The sequence below is a fragment of the Paractinoplanes globisporus DSM 43857 genome (assembly GCF_000379645.1).
Taxonomy (GTDB): domain Bacteria; phylum Actinomycetota; class Actinomycetes; order Mycobacteriales; family Micromonosporaceae; genus Actinoplanes; species Actinoplanes globisporus.
In genome coordinates this window covers 1,435,215-1,451,829 of sequence record NZ_KB903294.1, presented here as the reverse complement: position 1 = coordinate 1,451,829, position 16,615 = coordinate 1,435,215, and the positions used below count along the sequence as shown (strand labels likewise).

At 69.4% G+C, this 16,615-nt stretch carries 16 protein-coding genes; 10 read left to right on the top strand and 6 right to left on the bottom strand.

The features are described 5' to 3' along the window. Positions 1–27 precede the first annotated feature (27 nt). Positions 28–855: a carbohydrate ABC transporter permease gene (locus tag A3CQ_RS0106340; protein WP_020510083.1), complete on the top strand. Its 828-nt coding sequence runs from the start codon at positions 28–30 to the stop codon at positions 853–855. A 23-nt stretch (positions 856–878) separates the two neighbouring features. Then, on the top strand, positions 879–2,195 hold the full coding sequence (locus A3CQ_RS0106335; protein WP_020510082.1) for an ABC transporter substrate-binding protein: 1,317 nt from the start codon (positions 879–881) through the stop codon (positions 2,193–2,195). A gap of 11 nt (positions 2,196–2,206) precedes the next feature. Here A3CQ_RS0106335 and A3CQ_RS0106330 read toward each other — a convergent pair whose 3' ends face one another. The 3 genes from A3CQ_RS0106330 to A3CQ_RS0106320 form a co-directional block, all read right to left on the bottom strand. Further along, positions 2,207–2,668: a cellulose binding domain-containing protein gene (locus A3CQ_RS0106330; RefSeq protein WP_157295361.1), complete on the bottom strand. Its 462-nt coding sequence runs from the start codon at positions 2,666–2,668 to the stop codon at positions 2,207–2,209. 286 nt (positions 2,669–2,954) lie between these two features. Then, complete coding sequence (locus A3CQ_RS0106325) at positions 2,955–3,746, bottom strand: TrmH family RNA methyltransferase (RefSeq protein WP_020510080.1); 792 nt, start codon at positions 3,744–3,746, stop codon at positions 2,955–2,957. Between the two features lie 84 nt (positions 3,747–3,830). Further along, on the bottom strand, positions 3,831–4,037 hold the full coding sequence (locus A3CQ_RS0106320) for a hypothetical protein (RefSeq protein ID WP_020510079.1): 207 nt from the start codon (positions 4,035–4,037) through the stop codon (positions 3,831–3,833). Between the two features lie 42 nt (positions 4,038–4,079). Between A3CQ_RS0106320 and A3CQ_RS0106315 the strand changes: the two genes are divergently transcribed. Then, entirely contained in the window at positions 4,080–4,604 is a 525-nt protein-coding gene (locus A3CQ_RS0106315) for a GNAT family N-acetyltransferase (protein WP_020510078.1), read from the top strand. 133 nt (positions 4,605–4,737) lie between these two features. Here A3CQ_RS0106315 and A3CQ_RS0106310 read toward each other — a convergent pair whose 3' ends face one another. Continuing rightward, entirely contained in the window at positions 4,738–5,490 is a 753-nt protein-coding gene (locus A3CQ_RS0106310; protein WP_026205390.1) for a GNAT family N-acetyltransferase, read from the bottom strand. 229 nt (positions 5,491–5,719) lie between these two features. On the opposite strand from A3CQ_RS0106310, the gene A3CQ_RS0106305 reads away from it, so the two are divergent. Together A3CQ_RS0106305 and A3CQ_RS0106300 are read left to right on the top strand one after the other, a co-directional pair. Continuing rightward, complete coding sequence (locus A3CQ_RS0106305; RefSeq protein ID WP_026205389.1) at positions 5,720–6,619, top strand: LLM class flavin-dependent oxidoreductase; 900 nt, start codon at positions 5,720–5,722, stop codon at positions 6,617–6,619. Between the two features lie 86 nt (positions 6,620–6,705). Next, a complete protein-coding gene (locus A3CQ_RS0106300; protein ID WP_020510075.1) occupies positions 6,706–8,100 on the top strand; it encodes a hypothetical protein in 1,395 nt (464 codons plus the stop codon). Between the two features lie 3 nt (positions 8,101–8,103). Here the strand turns inward: A3CQ_RS0106300 and A3CQ_RS0106295 are convergent, their stop codons facing one another. Both A3CQ_RS0106295 and A3CQ_RS0106290 read right to left on the bottom strand, forming a co-directional pair. Beyond that, entirely contained in the window at positions 8,104–8,463 is a 360-nt protein-coding gene (locus A3CQ_RS0106295; protein WP_020510074.1) for a cupin domain-containing protein, read from the bottom strand. Then, a complete protein-coding gene (locus tag A3CQ_RS0106290) occupies positions 8,460–9,749 on the bottom strand; it encodes a MurL-like N-terminal domain-containing (protein WP_051115172.1) in 1,290 nt (429 codons plus the stop codon). Before A3CQ_RS0106290 ends, A3CQ_RS0106295 begins: the two co-directional genes overlap by 4 nt. Before the next feature lie 242 nt (positions 9,750–9,991). Here A3CQ_RS0106290 and murD point away from each other — a divergent pair, with 242 nt between their 5' ends. From murD to A3CQ_RS0106265, 5 genes are all read left to right on the top strand, one after another. Then, the gene (gene murD, locus A3CQ_RS0106285) at positions 9,992–11,341 is read left to right on the top strand and encodes a UDP-N-acetylmuramoyl-L-alanine--D-glutamate ligase (protein WP_020510072.1); all 1,350 of its coding nucleotides are present in this window, start codon (positions 9,992–9,994) and stop codon (positions 11,339–11,341) included. A gap of 1,017 nt (positions 11,342–12,358) precedes the next feature. Further along, complete coding sequence (locus A3CQ_RS0106280) at positions 12,359–13,315, top strand: MurR/RpiR family transcriptional regulator (protein WP_026205388.1); 957 nt, start codon at positions 12,359–12,361, stop codon at positions 13,313–13,315. Between the two features lie 44 nt (positions 13,316–13,359). After that, positions 13,360–14,670: an extracellular solute-binding protein gene (locus A3CQ_RS0106275; protein ID WP_020510070.1), complete on the top strand. Its 1,311-nt coding sequence runs from the start codon at positions 13,360–13,362 to the stop codon at positions 14,668–14,670. A gap of 61 nt (positions 14,671–14,731) precedes the next feature. Then, positions 14,732–15,706: a carbohydrate ABC transporter permease gene (locus A3CQ_RS0106270; protein WP_020510069.1), complete on the top strand. Its 975-nt coding sequence runs from the start codon at positions 14,732–14,734 to the stop codon at positions 15,704–15,706. Next, entirely contained in the window at positions 15,706–16,608 is a 903-nt protein-coding gene (locus A3CQ_RS0106265; RefSeq protein WP_020510068.1) for a carbohydrate ABC transporter permease, read from the top strand. Before A3CQ_RS0106270 ends, A3CQ_RS0106265 begins: the two co-directional genes overlap by 1 nt. Positions 16,609–16,615: the final 7 nt, after the last annotated feature.

The window sequence follows — 16,615 nt, the reverse complement described above, 5'->3', positions numbered from 1 at the left end:
CGTGTTCACCCAGCGGAGGGACGCCCGATGACCGTGCTTACCCGGCGTGCCGCCGCCATGCTCGTCATGGCCGTCTGCACGGTCTACTTCCTCACCCCGCTGTGGTGGCTGTTCGTCGGCGCCACCAAGTCCGGCGGCCGCGGGGTCGGGCTCTGGTTCGACCACTTCCAGCTCGGCGCGAACGTCCGCGCGGTGCTGACCTATCAGGACGGGATCTTCGTCCGCTGGCTGGTCAACAGCGTCGGCTACACGGTCGGCGCGGCGGCGCTCGGCACGCTGCTGGCCGGCATGTGCGGATACGCGCTGGCCAAGTACCGCTTCCCGGGCCGCGAGGCGATCTTCAACGTGGTGCTCGGCGGGGTGCTCGTGCCGGCCACCGCGCTCGCGCTGCCGCTGTTCCTGCTGTTCAGCAAGGCGCACGCGGCGAACACGTTCTGGGCCGTCTTCCTGCCCAGCCTGGTCAACCCGTTCGGGGTCTATCTCGCCCGGATCTATGCCGCCTCGTCCGTTCCGGACGAGCTCCTGGAGGCGGCCAGAATCGACGGGTCCGGCGAGGTCCGCACGTTCTTCACCCTTTCCGTACGCCTCATGGCACCGGCCTTCGTGACGATTTTCCTCTTCCATTTCGTGGCCGTGTGGAACAACTTCCTGCTGCCACTGATCATGCTCGGGAACCAGAAACTGTTCCCGGTCACGCTCGGGCTCTACACGTGGAATTCGCAGGTGGACCAGCGGCCGGAATTGCGCGGCCTGGTCCTGGTCGGCGCCTTTGTCTCGCTGGCGCCGATGATCATCGCTTTTCTCGCACTGCAGCGCTTCTGGCGCAGCGGCCTCGGTGCCGGATCGATCAAATAAATCCCCTCGCTATGGGAGGCAAAATGCGACGCTCCATCGCAGTCGTACTTCTGTCCACGCTCGCCCTGACCGCCTGTTCCTCGACGGACTCCTCGGGCGCCGAAAAAACCGCCGCGTCGTGCGCACCGGCGAGCGGGCCGGTCACGCTGACCTTCACCTCGTGGGTGCCCGACATCCAGAAGGTCGTCGACATCTGGAACAAGGCCAACCCGGCCATCCAGGTCACGGTGCAGACCGGCCCGAACGGCAACGGCGGCACGTACCAGAACTTCTTCAACCAGCTCAAGGCCGGCAACGCGCCCGACCTCGGCCAGATCGAGTACGACGCGCTGCCCAGTTTCCGGGTGCAGGACGGGCTCACCGACCTGGCCGGGTGCTCCGACGTGACCGCGGCCAAGGACCAGTTCGTGGACTGGACCTGGAACCAGGTGAGCTTCGGCGAGCAGGGGCACGTCTACGCGGTACCGCAGGACGCCGGCCCGATGGCGCTGTTCTACCGCAAGGATCTCTTCGAGAAGAACAACATCAAAGTGCCGACAACCTGGCAGGAGTACGCCGACGCCGCGGTCAAGGTGAAGGCGGCGGGCGGCTATATCACGAACTTCTCGAACTCCGACATCAACCAGTTCGCGGGCTTCGCGTGGCAGGCCGGCGCACACTGGTTCACCAACGACGGCACGAACTGGACGGTCGACCTCACCGACCCGGCCACCACGAAGGTCGCCGGCTATTGGCAGGACCTGATCGACAAGAAGCTCGTGTCGGCGGTGCCGCCGTGGACCGACGAGTGGAACAACGCGTACAACGAGAGCAAGGCGTGGACCTGGGTCTCGGCGGTGTGGGGCGCCAACTCGATCGCCACCGGCGCGCCGAAGACGTCGGGCAAGTGGGCGGTCGCGCCGATGCCGCAGTGGAACGCCGGTGACCAGGTCGCCGGGAACTGGGGCGGCTCGTCGACCGCGGTCTTCAAGGGCTCCAAGCACCCGTACGAGGCGGCGAAGTTCGCCCTGTGGCTGAACACGTCGAGCGAGGCGCTGACCGAGCTCAACAAGGTCGCCAACCTCTACCCGGCCGCGAAGTCGGGCTCGGCGCTGCCGGCGTTGTCGGAGGGCGTCGCGTTCTACGGCGACCAGAAGATCTACGACGTCTTCTCGACGGCGTCCGGGCAGGTCAAGCCCGACTTCACCTGGGGGCCGACGATGACACAGACGTACGCGGACGCGTCCGACGGGTTCAAGGCGGCGGTGTCGGGGCAGGGGACGCTGCTCAAGGCGCTGCAGGACGCGCAGGCCAGCACGATCCAGACGCTGAAGTCGCAGTCCATCCCGGTCAAGGAGTAGCCGGCCGGCTTTCAGCTGCACGATTGCCCGTTGACCGAGCAGGCGTCGGGGTTGTCCGAGCCGCCCGACCGGTCGAAGTGGAACCGCAGCTGGCCGGTGGAGCTCGCGGCGAGCGGCACCGACGAGGTCCAGGTGTACGTGTCGCCGCGCTGCACGAGCGTGGGCTGGGGGAGCGACTCCAGCCAGCTGGTCCGCAGGGTGCCCGGGTAGGTCAGGGTGACGACCCAGTCCTGCCCGGTGCCGGTGCGGTTGGTGAGCAGCACCTCGCCGATGAAGCTGTCCCCGTACGACTCGAGGACGTGATAGCGCCCGGTGACGGTGGCCGGGCGGGTGGCCTCGGTCGTGCGGGGCGGGGTGATGATCGCCGGCCGGGTGCGGGTGGGCGCCGGCGCCTCGGTCTCGGCCGAGGCGCTGGTGCCGGTACCGGCGCCGTCGGTCGTGCTGCCCGTCGTCGGCACGAGACTGACCGGCACTTGTGGACCGGAGGTGGTCCCCGGAAGGGTGAACGCCGGCTCGGGAGGTGGCAGAGTTCGCGGCGTCGAATGCCCCGGCGTCAGCCGCACGACCGTGACGATCACGAATCCCACAAGAGCGATGACCCCGACGATGGTAGGAAGCCACGGAAGAAAACTGATCCTGTCGGATTTCTCGTGCATTTGCCCACATCCCGGGTTACAGCGTGTATCTCCGGGGATGAGGGTAACGATCGGCAGGCGTACGGAAAAGACCTGAATTTTCGATAGTGAACGGTTTCCGGAATTAGCCGGAAAGTTCCCAGAAAGCGATCGCCGCCGCCGTCGCGACGTTGAGTGAGTCGACCCCGTTCCGCATCGGAATCGACACCCGCACGTCGCTCGCCGCCAGCGCCGCCCGGGTGAGCCCCGGCCCCTCCGCCCCCAGCATCAACGCCGGCCGTGCCCGGTCGGCCGCGCTCAGCTCCCGCAGCGGCACGGCGTCGTCGGCGGGCGTCAGCGCGAGCAGCCGGAACCCGCTCGCCGAGATCGTCTTGAGCGCCCCCGGCCAGTCCTCGGCCTTCACGTACGGGATCGCGAACACCTCGCCCATGCTCACTCGCACCGCGCGGCGATAGAGCGGATCCGCGCAGTTGGGCGACAGCACGACCGCGTCGATCCCGAGGGCCGCCGCGCTGCGGAAGAGCGCCCCGAGGTTGGTGTGCGTGTTCAGCCCTTCGAGCACCGCGAGCCGGGTCGCCCCCGCCAGCAGCTCGTCGAGCGAGGGCAGTTCCGGCCGGTGGAACGAGGCCAGCACGCCTCGGTGCACGTGAAAGCCGGTGATCGACTCCAGGACCTCGGGCGTGGCCGCGTAGACCACGGCGTCCTCCGGCAGGTCGGCGAACTGCTCGACCCGCTTCTCGTCGACCAGCACCGACCGCAGCCGGTACCCCGCCCGGAGCGCACGCCGGATGACGAGCTCGCCCTCGGCGATGAACAACCCGTTGGGCGGCTCCCACCGGATCCGCAGCTCGAGATCGGTCAGAGCCCGGTAATCCCCGATCCGCGGATCATCCGCGCCCACCCGAAGCACCACCATCCCGCCATTGTGACGGGCTCCCGACGCGGCGCCGACGGGTAGGCGCTCCGACCGCCACTCGTCGTGGCGGTGCGGTCGATGTGATCAGCCGCCGGTGCGACGGTTTCCGTAGCTCCGGCGGGCGGGGACGGTGCCCCGGCCGTGCGTGTGGCTCTCGGCCTGGGCCGAGGTCACACCGTGCGTGTGTTTCTTGTGCTTGGCGGCGCGCCGGGCGGCTCGGTTCAGAAACTCGGGCTCCTGCTCCTGCTGCTGCTCGTCCTGCTGCTCGTCCTGCTGCTGGTCCTCGGACATGCGTGCAGCCTATCCGGGACCTACGACAACAATGACCCCATCATGACAACCGAACTGATCACATCCCGCCTCCGCCTCCGCCAGTGGCGCGACTCGGACCGCCCGGCCTGGGCCGCTCTCAACGCCGACCCCGAGGTCCGCGAGTTCTTCCCCGACCTTCGAACCCCCGAACAGTCCGACGCTTCGCTCGATCACTTCCGGAGCGAGATCGACAGTCGCGGCTGGGGCTGGTGGGCGGTCGAGCTACAGGCCACAAGCGAGCTGCTCGGGATGGCCGGTCTCGACCCGGTCGACGAGGAGCTCCCGTTCACCGGCGTCGAGATCGGCTGGCGCCTGGCTCGCGAACACTGGGGCCACGGCTACGCCACCGAGGCCGCCCGGGCCGTGATCACCTACGCCTTCGAGGTGCTCGAACTCCCCGAGGTCCTGGCCATCGCCGCCGTCGGCAACAAGCGCTCCCACGCCGTCATGCGCCGTCTCGGCATGACCGAGTTGGAGACCTTCACCGACCCGACGCAACCACCCCACCTCGCGGAATCCGTCGTGTTCAGCATCAAGAACCTTTGACCGTACGAGGTAGAGCCAGGTCCTTGCCTGCGGGGCGCGGGCACCTGCAACTCACCCTCCGCGCGCCGGCTTCGGGCTGTCCCGGCCCAACAATCCGACCGGGCGGCGGCCGGGGCCGCCGCCCGCTGGCGGGCTAGGGGAGAGCGATGTAGAGGCGAGAGCCGGTGGGGCGGTAGCCGATGCGCTCGTAGACGCGCCAGGAGTCGGGGCCCGAGGCCTCGAGCCAGGCGATCTCGGTGCCGGCCGCGAACAGGCGGGACGTGACGGCCGCGGTCAGGGCGGCCGCGATGCCCCGGCGGCGGTACTCGGGGCGGGTGGCGATGCCGGCCACCTCGCTGACCGCGTCGTGGGGCGGTACGGCCTGGCCGCCGGCGACGCAGGTGCCGTCGGGGGCGACCGCCATGAACGCCACCCCTCCCCGGGACTGCAGGCGGGACATGCGGGCCACGTCGGCGTCCACGGCCGCCGGTGGGGCGCCGAAGGCCGCGTGCTGGGCGGTGACCATGGCTTCCCGGTCCGCGTCCGTGGCGGGTTCGGAAAGGACGAAACCCTCGGGCGTGGGCGGCGGCGTCAACGAGCCGGAGAGGCAGGTCAGGTACTCGTGTCGTTCCTCGACCGCGAAGCCGGCCGCGAGCAGAAGTGCCTCCAGTCCGGGCGCGCAGTTGACGACGTACTCAAGCCGGGGTTTGCGATTGACGTTCTTAAATGCCTCCACCAGCGCCGAAACGTCGGCGGAGGTGATGTCGGCGCCGGGCCGTGGGGTCGCGTAATTGATGCCGGGATTGTCGGTACCGGGATCGACGCCGATGACGAACGGGCCGGACTCGACGGGAGCGGGACGGGCCGCCAGGTTGGCGACGACCGAATTCTGGATGCGGGCATCCACGTTCAAGGTATTTACCTCTAGGCATGAGAAAGGAAACGATCAGGACGAAAGAGACGTCGGACCGCCTTGCCCACGCACCCCCAGAACCGGCGGTGCGGATGTCAGGCGGCCGCTAGGCCAACCCGGATCACAGGCTTCATTCCCTCATGCGGAGTGTCCACGCCCATCGCGCGGAAGCCCGGCCAGATTACGTCATGGAGTGGATCACGCCAAGGGCTACTGTGAGGCCGTGACGGAAGATCGCGCGCGGCCACGGATCGGGTTCATGTTCGACCGGGGGCGGCCGCCCGAGGAGTTGACCGGGTTCGCCGCCACGCTCGAGGAGCTGGGTGCGGACGATCTCTGGGTTGTCGAGGACCTCGGCTGGACCGGGTCGATCAGCGCGGCCGCGCTCGCGCTCGCGGCGACCCGGCGGCTGCGGGTGGGGCTCGGCATCGCGCCCGTCGCACTGCGGAACCCGGCGCTGCTCGCGATGGAGGTGGGCAACCTCGCCCGCGTGCATCCGGGCCGGCTGGTGGCGGGCGTCGGTCACGGCGTACCGGAATGGATGCGAAAGGTGGGCGCGGAGCCGGCGCGGAAGCTCGCCCGCCTGGAAGAGACGATCGTGGCCCTACGCGGGCTGCTCGCGGGCGACGAGGTCGTGCTGCACGGCCGCGAGGTCACGATCGACGGGCTCCGGCTCGTGCACCCGCCGGCCGAGGTGCCGCCGATCGTCACGGGCGTGGTGCGGCCGCGATCGCTGGAGCTGTCCGGGCGGGTCGCGGACGGGACGATCCTCGCCGAGGGCGCGGGGCCGGCGCAGGTCGTCGACGCGCTCGGGCATATCGGCCGGGGGCGGAAGGCGGGGGACCGGGATGCCCACGAGCTGATCGTGTTCGCCTTCATCCACGTGGACGACGATCCGGCCCGGACCGATTCGGCGGTGGCCGACGCGGTGGCGGGGCAGGCCGCGTGGCTGGGGGTCGAGCCGTCGGAGGTGTTCGGGATGTTCGGGCCAGCCTCCGATATTCCGGCGCAGGTCGACGCGCTGCATGCGGCCGGCGCCGACACCGTGGTGCTGCGGCCGCTCGGCGCGGACCCGGACGGGCAGGCGCGGGCGGCGATGGCGGCACTGCTACCGAGGCACTGAGGCGACAGCGACACTGAGGGGACGGAGCGCCCGACGCGGCAGTACGGTTGTACTGTTCGCGTGGTCCGCTGAGCGGGGGTGTGGCTGTGTCATCCGGATCGAGTTCGGGTTCGGGGGCCGACCGGCACCTGCTGGCGTTGCTCCGGGCCATCCGCCTGCGGCAGGCCGCGCCGGACGCGGTGGCCGCCGGCGCCGCCGACGCGGCCGCGGCGCTGACCAGGCCCGACGAGACCCCGGATGGGCATGAACCTCTGCTGCGCCCGGGCTGGGCCTCCGGCGAGCGGTCCGTTCCCGTACGGCAGCCGCGCCCGGAGGGCATGACGCCGGTCGCGCCCGGACGGGTGCCGGCCGTGGACGGCATGGACGCGTCCGACGAAGCCCTGCTCCGGCAGACGCAGAGCCTGTTGCGGGAAAGTCTCGACTTCGCCGGCGGCGCCGAGGCGGTCGCCGGGCGCCTGCGGACGGCCCTGCTCGAGGCCGATCCGGCCCTGGTGGTGGCCCTGCCCGGCGCGCCGGAGGTGCAGACGAGGAAGCTGACCGAGGGCCTGATCTGGCTCGTCGATCACCTCGACCAGCCGCCGCTGCTGGTGAGCGGGGCCGAGCGGCTCGGCGCGGCCCTCGCGGCCTGCGGCGTCCCGCCGGACGGGCTGCAGTTCGTCGGGGCGGCGCTCGCCGAGGCCATGCGGGCCGGGTCGCCGGCCGGGGAGTGGCGGCAGGAGTTCGAGGTGGCCTGGCGATCCACCTGGCAGCACGTGTACGAGTGGATGCGCGAGACCGCCGACGACGAGCCCGTGGCCTGGACCGCAGTCGTCGTGTCGCACGAGCTGCGGCGGCCCGACCTCGCGGTGATCCGCCTCCGCCCGTACCTCCCGATGCCGTTCCGCCCCGGGCAGTATTCGCGGATCGAGGTCTCCCGCGTGCCCGGCGTCTGGCGGCCGTACTCGCTGGCCGGCGCGCCCCGCCGGGACGACCTGGTCGAGCTGCACGTGCGGGCCAAGACCGAGACCGGGGTCAGCGGCACCCTCGTGCACCACACCGTGGTCGGCGACGAGGTGCGGATCGGCCGGGCCGAGGGCGACATGGGCCTGCACGTGAGGCCCGACCGCGATCTGCTGATGATCGCGGGCGACACCGGGGTCGCTCCGCTGAAGGCGCTGCTGACCGAGCTGGCCGACACCGGCGACTCGCGCTCGGCGGTGGTCTTCTGGGGCGTACGAAATCTGGCGGAGCTTTACGACATCGCCGAGATCGCGGAGATCGCGCGGGCGGCGAAACGCGCCACGGTCGTGCCGGTAGTGTCCGAAGGCGATCCCGGGCCGTACGCGTCGGGCCTGGTCACCGACGCGGTGGCCGCCTATGGGGAGTGGTCACAACACGAGGTCTATCTGGCCGGGCCGCCGCTGATGCTGGCGGCGACGAGTGCGGCGCTGCACCTGCTCGGCGTGCAGCCCGACCACATCCACCACGACGCTCCGGAGTGATCGTCACGGGACCTTGTACCCCGGCACCGACGGCCACCGCACGGTGAGCACGATCGACTCCTCCTCGGCGTGCCACGAGTGGTCGACGCCCTTGCCCCAGACGACGTAGTCGCCCGGGTTCGCCAGCGTCACCCGCCGATCGGGGAACTCCAGCGTGAACCGGCCGCTGATCAGGAACAGCACGGCGGTGCGGTGCTCGCCGCGTACCCACTCGGCGCGCCGGTCGTCGCGCGGGTGGTGACCCCATTTGACCTCGACCTCGGGGCTGTGCCGCGGGTCGCCGGGCGGCATGAAGTGGCCCAGCAGCCACCCGCGCTCCTTCGGAGCGTCGATGTCGGCGCTGCCGACGTAGATCTCACTCACGCGATGGCGGCGTCGAGGATTTTCCCGTACGCCTCGGGCACGTGGGTCTCGCCGCCGGGCGTGAGCACCGCCTCGCGGGACGCCTCGGCCCATGCGGACGGCGGCACGGCCGCGCGCAGCGCCACCAGCACCGGCGCGTCGTCGGTGAGCATCGACAGCGCCACCAGCGATTCCTCGACCTCGCCGACGCACTCGAAGGGCTTGTGCGCGTCGATGCCGAGCAGCTCCAGGAAGCCCGGCACCTGCGCGGCATCGGCGAACAGGTCGTGGCCGAAGATGTGGTTGAGCCGGTCGCGGTCCATCGCGGGCGCCATCGCCAGGTAGACGAACCGGCACTTCGGACAGTCGCCGCACCACCGGACGGTCGGATCGTGCAGCTTGAACGCCTTGTTGCAGCTGGTCACGACGTCGTCGTAGGCGTGGTGCCGTGCGAACAGCTGGGCGATGTGCAGTTCCGACAACGACCTCAACAAGGAGAAGTACGGCTCGGTCAGGCCACTGTGCGCGACGACGGCCGCCCGGAGCAGGCCCTCGGCGGCCAGCCCCTTCGACCACTGATGGTTGATCTCGTGGCCGTTCCAGATCAGGTTGGGGTCGCTCGCCGAGCGCTCGTTGGACATCACCACCGGGCCGAGGCCGTGCCAGGCCGCTGTGGCGATCGCGATCAGCGAGTTGATCGCGGTGACCGGGATGTGGCCGTTGAGCGCGCCCGACCGGTTCAGCTCGAACAGGCTCGGGTCGAGCTTGCGCCGGGCGGCCAGCGCGGGCAGGCCGGAGGCCGCGTTCACCGCCTTGATCACCGGGTTGGGGTTGACCGAGAACGGGACGGGGTCGAGGCCCGCGCCGCGCAGGATCTCCAGCGTGACGATCGAGTCCTTGCCGCCGCCGACCGCCGACAGCGGGCGCCCCTGCGAATTGTCGACCGGCGCGGCCGGCTCGGTCACGCCCGCGGGGACCTCGACCGTCAGATCCAGGACGTACGCCAGCTTGTTGCGATACGCGTACTCGGCCATTCCGTGCGTGTAGACGGCGGTGAAGTAGTCCCTTGCGGCTCGGGGCACGGGCGTCGGCGCCACGATCCGGGCCGGCGCGCCGACCTTGTAGTAACTGACGCCGGCGACCACGTGCAGCAGGTCGAGCACCCGGTAGAAGGCGTCGGGCACGGGCCTGCCGGCGACCGGGAAGGTGATCGTCTCGGTGAACGACAGCGGCTCGGGCCCGTCAAGCACGTAGTCGAACGTGGCGACCCCCGTCTGCGGGTCGAACGCGTACGAGGGAAAGCGCATGACGTCGAACCGCACCCGGAATCTCCTGTCTCGTGGTCGACCGGCAATACTAGTAGGCCCTGTGTCGGAGTAGGGGTCGAAGCGAGGCGAGGTCCAGGTGTCGTCTGGGTGTGCGCCGCGGGCGCCCGAATACCGGGGTTGTATTCGGGTGTTCGTGGCGTGCGGCCAGACGGCGGCTGGGCCACGCCGCAGCCCGGCGCCTACTCCGACACAGGGCCTACTCGACGAGGAGGGGATGCGACGTGCGTCTGGCAGACCTGAACGGCCGGTCGGTGGCGGTCTGGGGCACGGGCCGGGAGGGCCGGGCCGCGGTGCAGGCGATCGCGCCCCACGAGCCGTCGCGCCTGATCGCGGTCGATGACAGCGCGAACTTCCTCTCCATCCCCTGGGAGGGTGAGCTGGCTTCGCTGGCGCCGCTGGCCGGTGGCGACCACGCTTTCCCCGCGCTCGTCACCGCCGACGTCGTCGTCCGCTCGCCCGGCGTGCCGCAGACCCACCCGTGGATGGCGGACCTCCGTTCGCGCGGCGTGACGATCACGGGCGGTAGCGCCCTCTGGATGGCCGATAACGCAGCGCGAACCATCGGCGTCACCGGCAGCAAAGGCAAGAGCACCACCTCGAGCCTCATCAGCCACCTGCTGGCCGCCGTCGGCCGCCCCAACGTCTTCGGCGGCAACATCGGCGTCCCGCTGCTCGACCTGCCGCCCGCCGCGCTGTACGTGCTCGAGCTGTCCAGCTACCAGTGCGCCGACCTGACCGACTCGCCGCGGGTCGCGGTCGTGACCGCGCTGTTCCCCGAGCACCTCGACGCGCACGGCGGCGAGCGCGAGTACTACCGCGACAAGCTCAACGTGCTGCGCCACGGCCCCGAGATGATCGTCGTGAACGGCGCCGACCTCCGCCTGCGCGACGAGATCCGCGGCCTCTGCGACCTCAACGGCTTCCCGCCGATCCCGGCCGGCGCCGACGACTCGCGGTTCCACATCAAGGACGAGTGGGTGCACTGCAGCGACGACCCGCTCTTCCACCGCGAGGCGCTGCACCTCAAGGGCGCACACAACGGCCGCAACCTCTGTGTGGCGCTGGCCGTCCTGGACGGCCTGGGCGTCGACGTCCCCGGCATGAAGGACGAGCTCCAGGCGGCGGTCGAGTCCTTCGAGGGACTCCCGCACCGCCTGACCGAGATCGAGGACCCCTCCGGCCTCACCTTCGTCGACGACACCCTCTCGACCAGCCCCTATTCGGCCATGCACGCCATCGACGCGTACGCGAGCCGTCCCCTCACGGTCCTCGTCGGCGGCACCGACCGCGGCCTCGACTACGCTCCGCTACGCGAATTCCTCACCGACCGCGAACTGACCGTGATCGGCATCCCGGACTCGGGTCCACGCATCATCGAGGCGCTGTCCGGCCTTCCCGGCGTGAAGACGGAGATCGCCGAGGACCTCCCGGCGGCGGTCCGGCTCGCCCGCAAGATGACTCCGTCGGGCGGGGTGGTTCTGCTTTCCCCGGCGGCGCCTAGTTATGGGCGTTATCGGAACTTTGAGCACCGGTCCGAGGCCTTCACGGACGCGATCCGCGAGTCCGCCTGACCCTTCTGTCGCGGCCTGCCCCGCTTTGTGGGTGGCGGGCCTGGGCTTGCCATGGCCCGGGTGGTCTGCCTGGTCGCGGTGGGTGCGGCCGGTTGCGCTAGGGCTCCCGCATGGTGGCTGCGCGTCCCACATCGCGGTCTATTTCCCGGGGGACCGCGGACCTGCGGGCGAAGGTCTCCTAGATCTCCACGCCCGGGTGCGCGGGCGGCCGCAGCCGCAACCAGGCAGCCACCCGGGCCATGGCGACCCAGCGCGACCACTCACCAAGCGCGTTCGGCGGTACCCAGCGCGACCGGGCTGGCACCCGGGCCGTGGCCGGCCGGGACCACCCCAAGCGCGATCGGCGGCAGCCACCCGGGCCGTGGCACGCCAGCGCGACCATCGACCGAGCGAGATCGGCGGCAGCCACCCGGGGCCATGGCGAGCCAGCGGGACCGCCCGCCGAGCGCGATCGGCGGGACCCTCGGCGACCGGGCAGAAGCCAGGGCCATGGCTAGCCCGGGCCGGCCGTCCACGGAGCGGGATTGGCCGCACAACGCCAGGAGCGCGGGAGGGCTACGGGGAGTGAGTGGCGGTGGGTGAGGGCGGCAAGGGCCGGAAGCCGGGTGACCAGCGGGAGGGGACGCCTGGCCGGCCGCTGAAGCCGGTTCGGGGAACTTCGGCGGGGAGTCGTGGACTCGTACGGTAAAAGTTTTGATCTTGTTTTGAGGGGTTGCGGCGTTGTTACGAACCGTTCGAGAGATCAGCCTTTTGGTGGATCAGCTATCGGCCTAGCGGCGAGGCGAGACTGGCCGAAAGGGCTAGGACAAAACAGGACTAAACCGCGCATGTGACTGCGGTCACGTCGTAAAGAACATTTCCGGATTGATGAGCGTCAAGTGGTGGTGCCGTAAACGCGCGTTCATCGGTGCTGGTCAGGTAACGGTTTGAAAACTTCGCCCATGGCCTTGACATGGAGGGGCGTTTAGTAAGAACTTTTACCGCGACAGTAAACAGTCCTTCCTGAAAGGGTGGCCAATGAGCGAGCCAGAGATGGACGGCGCCGCGCCGACCGCGGTCGTCGACTCCCTGGTCGCCGATCAGGGCCAGCCGTCGGACGGAGTGCTTCTGCGGGTCCGCTCGCTGCTGCCGGAATTCACCGGCGCGCTCCGGCGGGTGGCCGAGCAGGTGCTCACCGATCCGGCGGCGGCTTCGCGAGCCACCATCGTCGAGCTCGCCGAGCGCAGCGGCACCTCACCGGCAACCGTCACCCGGTTCTGCCGCGCGCTCGGCTTCGACGGATACGCCGATCTGCGGCTCGGCATCGCGGCCGAGACGGGACGGGCGCGGTCGGCCGGCTGGACGGTGGACATCGGTCGCGAGATCCAGCCCAACGATCCGCTCGAGCGGGTCCTCGGGCAGATCATGGCGGCCGACACCCGGGCGATGCACGACACCGCCGCGCTGCTCGACCTCGCCGAGGTGGAGCGGGCCGCGGGGGCGATCGCGGTGGCGCACCGGGTCAACATCTTCGGCGCAAGCGGGAGCGCGCTGGTCGGCGAGGAGATGCAGTTCAGCCTGCACCGCATCGGCGTGCCGGTGTGGGCCTGGACGGACGTGCACAACGGCCTGGCGAGCGCCGCTCTGTCCCGGCCCGGCGACGTCGCGCTCGGCATCTCGCACTCGGGCGAGACGGGCGAGACGATCGAGCTCCTCGCCGAGGCGAGCAGCCGGGGTGCGACCACGATCGCCCTGACCAGCTTTCCCAAGTCGCCCCTGGCGGAGCTCGCCGACATCGTTCTGCTCACCGCTACCCAGGCGACGACGTTCCGGCCGGATGCGCTCAGCGCGCGCCATCCCCAGCTGGTCGTTCTCGATCTTCTTTACGTCGCGGTCGCGCAGCGGACCCACGAACGTTCGCACGCGGCCTTTCAACGCACCGCTCAAGCCGTCCATGGCCACAAGGCGGCCAAGGACGGAACACGACACGACTGAAAAACATCCCCCTTTTTCACACGATATTCCCCTCAGGAGGAAGCGTGAAGCGCAAGATCGTTGCAGCCGCGGCCATCGCCGCGACGCTGCTCGGTGCCGCCGCGTGCGGCTCCAACGACGATAACTCCCCCACGACGTCCGCTTCCGGAGCCGTTGACGGCAAGGGCAAGACCCTCAAGGTCTGGCTGATGGTCGACGCGCAGAGCAGCTGGAAGGGCGTGGTCGACGACGCGTCCAAGCGGTTCACCGACGCCACCGGCGCCCAGGTCAACGTCGAGTACCAGCAGTGGGCCAACCACCTCACCAAGCTCGACGCCACGCTGGCCGGCTCGGACGTGCCGGACGTGATCGAGCTCGGCAACACCGAGTTCCCCAAGTACGTGTTCTCGCAGGCCTTCGCGGCGATCAACCCGGCCGACTACGAGAACTCGGGCACCTGGCTGCAGGGCCTCAAGGGCGCCTGTGACTTCGAGGGCCAGACGTACTGCGTGCCCTACTACGCGGGCGCCCGGGTGCTGATCTACCGCACCGACCTGTTCAAGAAGGCCGGCATCGCCGCGGCCCCGAAGAGCTACGACGAGTTCCTGTCCGACGCCGACAAGCTGCAGACCGCGCAGAAGTCGGACGCGAAGTTCGGCGCCGTCTACATGCCGGGCCAGTACTGGTACGCCGCGATGTCCTGGGTCAAGGCCTCCGGGGGCGACATCGCCAAGCAGGACGGCGACAAGTGGGTCGGCCAGCTCTCGCAGCCGTCCTCGATCGCGGGCCTGCAGAAGTGGGTCGACATGGTCAAGAAGTACTCGAAGGCCGACCCGACCAAGAACGAGAACGACCAGGCCGGCATCTTCGCCCAGGGCGAGGCGGGCATGTTCTACGGCAACGCCTGGGAGCAGGGCGCGGCCGAGCAGGTCAAGAAGGACCCGAACGACCCGAACTCCCCGCTGGTCGACACCAAGGTCAAGGGCAAGCTGGCCGCCGCGCCGATGCCCGACGTCCCGTCCTTCCTCGGCGGCTCGAACCTCGGCATCCCCGCCAAGAGCCAGAACAAGCAGCTGGCCGCTCAGTGGATCAAGGCCTTTACCGACAGCACCTCGATGGCCGGCCTGGTGAAGGCCAACGCGCTGCCGAACTCGACCTCGCTGCTGGACAAGGCCGCCACCGACAACCCGGCCATCGCGCCGGCCGCGCTCGCCGCGAAGAGCAGCTGGTTCACCCCGAACGCGGAGAAGTGGGCGGACGTCGAGAAGGGCAACATCCTGCAGACGATGCTCACCGACGTTCTGACCGGCAAGAAGTCCGTGGCCGACGGCGCCAAGTGGGCCGACGACCAGATGAACACCACCCTCAACGACTGATCCCCTCCGACGCGCCGCCCGCCCCTTGGGGCGGGCGGCCGCAAACGGCAAAGGAACGTTGATGCCCGTCGTCGAATCGACGACCCGCCGGACGGGCGGGTCCACACCGCACCGTGCACCCGGCCGCGCGACCCGGCCGCGCCGCCGTCAGACCTCCGGCCTTCCCTGGCTGCTGTCGCTCCCCGCCCTGCTGCTGCTCGCCGGGATTCTCGGCTATCCGCTGGTGCGGATGGTCGAGTTGTCCTTTCAGAACATGCGGCTTCGCGAGCTGATCAGCGGCCGCCCTGCCCCCTGGGTCGGCCTCGACAACTACACCAAGGTCCTCTCCGACACGGACTTCTGGGCCGTCGTCTGGCGCACGGTCGCGTTCACGGTGGTCGCGGTGATCTTCACGGTTGTCGTCGGACTCGGGATCGCGCTGCTGATGCGCCGGGTGGCCCGCGGCGTCCGACTGTTCATGATCGTCGCGATGATGTTCGTGTGGGCCATGCCGCAGCTGGTCGCGGCGCAGGCCTTCCGCTGGATCACCGACTCCGACTTCGGCGTCGTCAACTACGTCATCGACAAGCTGCCCGGAGTCGATTACCAGAACCACAGCTGGTTCGTGAACCCGTGGCAGGGCTGGTCCGTGATCACCACGCTGGTCGTCTGGGCCGGCATCCCGTTCATCGCGATCACGCTGAACGCCGGGCTCACCCAGGTGCCGAAGGAGCTCGTCGAGGCGGCCACGGTGGACGGCGCATCGCCCTGGCAGACGCTGCGCAGCATCACCCTGCCGATCCTCAAGCCGCTGCTGATCATCGTGACCACGCTGTCGGTGATCTGGGACTTCGGGCTGTTCACCCAGAACTGGGTGCTGCGCGACGGCCACCCGGAGCCGCAGTACCAGACCCTCGCCACGTACTCGTACACGCAGGCGTTCGGGCAGTCTCGGTACAGCCTCGGCTCGGCGATCTCGGTGATCACGGTGCTGCTGATGCTCGGCGTGATGGCGTTCTACATCCGGCAGATGTTCAAGATCGGGGAGGTGGACTGATGGTCGCCACGACGCCAGGCGCCCCCGCGGTGCGCACCCGCAGCCGCAGGCGGGTCGACGAGGGCGTGATCACCGTCGGCCGCAGCCGGGCCGCGACGATCGCCGCCAACACCACCGGGATCGTCTTCTCGATCCTCATGCTGTTCCCGATCTACTGGGTGCTCAACACCGCCTTCAAGCCGGCCGACGAGGTGCTGGCGCTGACGCCGACGTTCTGGCCGAAGCACCCCACTTTCGACAACTTCCTGTCGGCCGTGAAGGCGCCCCTGTTCCTTCAGGACATGCTCAACGGCCTGATCATCACGCTGCTGGCGGTGGCCGGCTCGCTGGTGGTCGGGTTCCTGGCCGCGCTGGCCATCGCCCGGTTCAAGTTCTACGGCCGCCGGGGGATCATCCTGGTCATCCTCGCGGTGCAACTCGTGCCGTTCATCGCGTTGCTCATCCCGCTCTTCCTGATGCTCCAGAGCGTGTCCTTGACCAACAGTCTGATCGGTGTGAGTATCACCTACTTGGTCCTGATCTTGCCCTATACCGTGTGGACGTTGCGTGGCTTCATTTCCGGGATTCCCCGCGAGCTCGACGAGGCGGCTCTGATCGACGGCTGCTCGCGCGGCCAGGTCTTCTGGCGGATCATCCTGCCCCTGACCGGCCCCGGCCTGGTCGCCACCAGCGTCTTCGGGTTCATCCAGGCCTGGAACGAATTCATCATCATCAACACGCTCAACAGCCCGGAAAAGCAGAACCTGATGGCCTGGCTGTTGCAGAACCAGACAACCCGCGGTACCGCCTGGGGTCCACTCATGGCCGGTGCGATCATCACCTCGATCCCGGTGGTGATCTTCTTTTTGATCATCCAACGCAACATCGCCACCGGTCTGACCGCCGGTGCTGTGAAGGGCTGATCGGATC

Coding starts and splice junctions, on each gene's coding strand:
- A3CQ_RS0106340 (WP_020510083.1), top strand. CDS start 28: ATGACCGTGCTTACCCGGCGTGCCGCCGCCATGCTCGTCATGGCCGTC.
- A3CQ_RS0106335 (WP_020510082.1), top strand. CDS start 879: ATGCGACGCTCCATCGCAGTCGTACTTCTGTCCACGCTCGCCCTGACC.
- A3CQ_RS0106325 (WP_020510080.1), bottom strand. CDS start 3,746: ATGGTGGTGCTTCGGGTGGGCGCGGATGATCCGCGGATCGGGGATTAC.
- A3CQ_RS0106320 (WP_020510079.1), bottom strand. CDS start 4,037: ATGTCCGAGGACCAGCAGCAGGACGAGCAGCAGGACGAGCAGCAGCAG.
- A3CQ_RS0106315 (WP_020510078.1), top strand. CDS start 4,080: ATGACAACCGAACTGATCACATCCCGCCTCCGCCTCCGCCAGTGGCGC.
- A3CQ_RS0106290 (WP_051115172.1), bottom strand. CDS start 9,749: ATGCGCTTTCCCTCGTACGCGTTCGACCCGCAGACGGGGGTCGCCACG.
- A3CQ_RS0106280 (WP_026205388.1), top strand. CDS start 12,359: ATGAGCGAGCCAGAGATGGACGGCGCCGCGCCGACCGCGGTCGTCGAC.
- A3CQ_RS0106270 (WP_020510069.1), top strand. CDS start 14,732: ATGCCCGTCGTCGAATCGACGACCCGCCGGACGGGCGGGTCCACACCG.
- A3CQ_RS0106265 (WP_020510068.1), top strand. CDS start 15,706: ATGGTCGCCACGACGCCAGGCGCCCCCGCGGTGCGCACCCGCAGCCGC.